Annotated in this window: 5 protein-coding genes; 3 read left to right on the top strand and 2 right to left on the bottom strand. The window is 64.1% G+C overall.

The annotated features are described in order from the left end of the window. Positions 1-734, bottom strand: a 734-nt coding sequence (locus tag EN925_RS26465) for a metallophosphoesterase (protein WP_206632940.1), incomplete at its 3' end; no start/stop codon positions are given. A 53-nt stretch (positions 735-787) separates the two neighbouring features. Here EN925_RS26465 and EN925_RS26460 point away from each other — a divergent pair. Beyond that, positions 788-1,282: an NUDIX domain-containing protein gene (locus tag EN925_RS26460; protein ID WP_013529919.1), complete on the top strand. Its 495-nt coding sequence runs from the start codon at positions 788-790 to the stop codon at positions 1,280-1,282. A 1-nt stretch (position 1,283) separates the two neighbouring features. Here the strand turns inward: EN925_RS26460 and EN925_RS26455 are convergent, their stop codons facing one another. Then, complete coding sequence (locus EN925_RS26455) at positions 1,284-2,276, bottom strand: glutathione S-transferase family protein (RefSeq protein ID WP_064994476.1); 993 nt, start codon at positions 2,274-2,276, stop codon at positions 1,284-1,286. A gap of 274 nt (positions 2,277-2,550) precedes the next feature. On the opposite strand from EN925_RS26455, the gene EN925_RS26450 reads away from it, so the two are divergent. Further along, positions 2,551-3,087: an N-acetyltransferase gene (locus tag EN925_RS26450; RefSeq protein WP_013529917.1), complete on the top strand. Its 537-nt coding sequence runs from the start codon at positions 2,551-2,553 to the stop codon at positions 3,085-3,087. 60 nt (positions 3,088-3,147) lie between these two features. Then, positions 3,148-3,909: a 3-hydroxyacyl-CoA dehydrogenase gene (locus tag EN925_RS26445; RefSeq protein WP_013529916.1), complete on the top strand. Its 762-nt coding sequence runs from the start codon at positions 3,148-3,150 to the stop codon at positions 3,907-3,909. Positions 3,910-3,929: the final 20 nt, after the last annotated feature.

Below are 3,929 nucleotides of genomic sequence, written 5' to 3'. Positions count from 1 at the left end.
CCGACCGCCGGGATCCTGACGCCTCGACCGCCGATGAAGAACAGCGACGGCAGATGCGAATGGCCGTGTAGCACAAGGTCGGCGCCATGGCGGCGAATGATCTTGTTGAAGCGGGCGATGCCGAACAGCCGCTTGTGCTGCGGGACCGCGCCGCGCACCGGCGGATGATGGATCATGATGACGCGGAACAGCCCCTGTCCGGCAGTGTCCTGGAGGATTTTGCCGAGCCTATCCCCCTGGCCTTCCATGAAAAACCCATTGGCCATGAAGGGTGCCGTGGCGCGCGCTGTCGAGACGCCGATCAGCGCGACATTGCCGCGTACACGCAGATAGGGGAAGGCGTTGCGGTCGACCGGCGTGTTGACGCCGTCGCCGCTCATCCACGCCGCCCAGGACCGGCAGACCTTGTCGAAGGCGCCCGGCACATAGGCGTCGTGATTGCCCGGAACGACCGAAACATCATGCGGCGGCCCCAGCGTCTCCAGCCAGTGCCTGGCCATCTCGATCTCGCCGTCGAGCGCCAGATTGACCAGGTCGCCGGTGACGGCGAGGTGATCAGGCGTGTTCGCCTTGATGTCGGCGACGATCGTGTCAATGACCGCATCATGCATATGGCGGCGGCGGTTGCGCTGCCAGTTGACATAGCCGAGCACGCGCTTGGAGGCGAGATCGCGATAGGATACATCGGGGAGCGGCCCCAGATGGACATCGGAAATATGCGCGAGCCTGAACATACAACCTTCATAGGCGACCCGCGCGCGGCTTTCCACCCACGGTTTCGCTATCAATGACGAGCCCTGAAGATGCCTTCCGCCAGACCGGCTGGCCAGGGTTGAGGGCCAGGCTGTTCCATCTCTATTTCGTGCTGCGGAGGCCGATGACGCTTGGCGTGCGCGGCCTGATCCACGACACAGCGTCCAGATCCGTCTTCCTTATTCGCCATACCTATGTACCGGGTTGGCAGCTTCCCGGCGGCGGCGTCGAAGTCGGCGAGACGATGAACGAGGCGCTGGCCCGTGAACTGGCCGAGGAAGGCAACATCGCTCTGACCGCCCCGCCGGTGCTCAAATCGATGCATTTCAACCGCCGCTCCAGCCACCGCGACCATGTCGGCTTTTATCTGCTCGAGCATTTCAGCCAGACGGCGCCGAAGCTGCCGGACCACGAGATCGCCGAAGCCGGCTTCTTCCCGCTCGACCGCTTGCCGCAGGGCACGACGCCGGCGACGCTGCGCCGGATCGCCGAGGTTTTTGACGGCGAGCAGCCCTCGCCCTACTGGTAGATCAGGCCGCCGCTTTCTCGAAGCGCGCCCGGTCATGCCGTGCGCCATAATCGAGATCCGGTCCGACAGGCACGATCCGCGTCGGATTGATCGTCTGGTGGCTGCCGTAATAATGCGCCTTGATGTGATGCATGTTCACCGTCCCGCCCACGCCAGGCACCTGATAGAGATCGCGCAGATAGTTGGACAGGTTCGGGTAGTCGGCGATGCGGCGCAGATTGCATTTGAAATGGCCGACATAAACCGGATCGAAGCGCACCAGCGTGGTGAACAGCCGCCAGTCGGCCTCGGTGATACGACCACCGACGAGATAGCGCTGTTTTGCCAGCCGCTCCTCCAACGTATCCAGCGCCGAAAACAGCTCGCCGAAAGCCTCTTCATAGGCGCGTTGCGTGGTGGCGAAGCCGGCGCGATAGACGCCGTTGTTGATGGCGGGATAGACCAGCGCATTGATGCGGTCGATCTCGCCGCGCAACGCCTTCGGATAGAAATCCAAGCTGGCGTCGCCCCATTCATCGAAGGCTGAATTCAGCATGCGGATGATTTCGGAAGACTCGTTGGAGACGATGGTCTGCTCCTTTTTGTCCCACAGCACCGGCACAGTCACCCTGCCCGAATAGGCGGGATCGGCCTTGGCATAGATCTGGTGCAGGAAGTCGAGGCCGTAGAGCGTGTCGCCCGTGGCGCCGTCCTCAGCTACGAACGTCCAGCCGTTGGCGCCCATGAAATGATGCACCACGGACACCGATATGATGCCCTCCAGCTTCTTCAGCGCGCGAAAGATCAACGTCCGGTGGGCCCACGGACAGGCAAGCGAGACATAGAGGTGATAGCGGCCGGGCTCGGCCTTGAAACCGCGCGTCCGGCCTTCGGCAGGCGCCCCGTCAACGGTGATCCAGTCGCGCCATTGCGACTGCGCCCGCACGAACCTGCCACCATTGTCCGCCGTATCGTACCAGCGGTCCTGCCATCTTCCTTCGACCAGCAATCCCATGCGAATCTCCTTGCGTCCTGTTGGTTGATGTAGGCGCAAGGCTGCCCTGTCGAAGACGTCAGGTGCTGAACAGACCGTCACTTGGCCGAAATGACGGACAGAAACGGCCGATTGCAGCGGCGGGAAATTGATGCTAGCGGACAATCCGCATGTTCGACTTTGCTTTGATCCGGTTTGACCGACGACGAAAGGGCGCCCGCGCTTGATGAAGCGCTGACTGGCGAATGCTGCCGTTTGCAGCAACCTTTCCTCCTTGTACCGGACCGCAAAGACCATGAGCCTTGCCGACGTGAAATACCTGCCGGAAACCCCGGCGCACGACCCCGAGATCGAAGCCATCAACGACGAAGCCTTCGGGCCCGGCCGCTTTGTGCTGGCCGCCTACAAGATTCGTGAGGCCGGAGGGCACGAGCGCTCGCTGTCCTTTGTCGCCGTCAATGGCGACATCGTCGTCGCCTCGGTGCGCATGACCCGCATCGCCGCCGGTGCCGGCCGCGCATTGATGCTCGGGCCGCTCGCCGTGCGGCCGGCCTTCAAGAATCTCGGCATCGGCCGCCGGCTGGTGGCGATCGCGCTCGAGGCCGCTGCCCGGGCCGGCGCACCTGCCGTCATGCTGGTCGGTGACGAGCCCTATTACGGGCCGCTCGGTTTCAAGCGGATTCCGCGCGGCCAGATTTCGATGCCGCGCCCCGTCGACCTCGACCGGCTGCTGTCGCACGAGATCGCGCCGGGCGCGGTCGCCAGGCTCTTGGGCGAGGTCTGCCACGCCGATCAGGCCAGGGTGACCGATCCTACCGCGGCGATGGCTTGACCTTTCCCATCGATCTGGCGCCTGATCCGTCCACTGTTCCTGAGATCAAAGGATGACGTCATGAACCCGAACGGCCAGATCGCGATCGTCACCGGCGGCGGCTCCGGCCTTGGCGAGGCAACGGCGCGCGCGCTGGCCACCAAGGGAGCCCGCGTCGCCATCTTCGATGTCGGTATTGACCGCGCGGCCAAGGTCGCGGCCGAGATCGGCGGTATTGCCGTCCAATGCGACGTCAGCAGCGCCGACAGTGGGACTGCTGCCCTCGCCGACGTCGCCGCCAAGCTTGGCGAGCCGCGTATCCTGATCAATTGCGCCGGCATCGCCATCGGCGTGAAGACGATCGGCAAGGATGGTCCCCATCCGCTTGATCAGTACCGCAAGGTGATCGAGGTCAATCTGATCGGCACGTTCAACATGATCCGCCTCGTCGCCGAACGCGCGTCGAAGCTCGAGCCGCTGCCGGGCGGCGAGCGCGGCGTCATTGTCAACACCGCTTCGGTTGCCGCCTATGATGGCCAGATCGGGCAGGCCGCCTATGCGGCGTCCAAGGGCGGCGTCGTCGGCATGACGCTGCCGGTGGCGCGCGACCTTGCCCGTTCCGGCATCCGCGTCTGCACCATCGCTCCCGGCATCTTCAAGACGCCGATGATGGCCGGCATGCCGCAAGAGGTGCAGGATTCACTGGGCGCCGCCGTGCCCTTCCCGTCGCGCCTGGGCGAACCGTCCGAATATGCCGCTCTCGCCCTGCACATCATCGAGAACCAGATGCTGAACGGCGAGACCATTCGCCTCGACGGCGCCATTCGCATGGCGCCGAAATAAACCGGTCATGAGCGCCGGCC

It is taken from the genome of Mesorhizobium sp. M7A.F.Ca.US.006.04.2.1 (assembly GCF_004022915.1).
In the GTDB taxonomy this organism is placed as follows: domain Bacteria; phylum Pseudomonadota; class Alphaproteobacteria; order Rhizobiales; family Rhizobiaceae; genus Mesorhizobium; species Mesorhizobium ciceri.
Note: the sequence above shows the minus strand (reverse complement) of the source record. Positions and strands in the feature narration are given on the sequence as shown.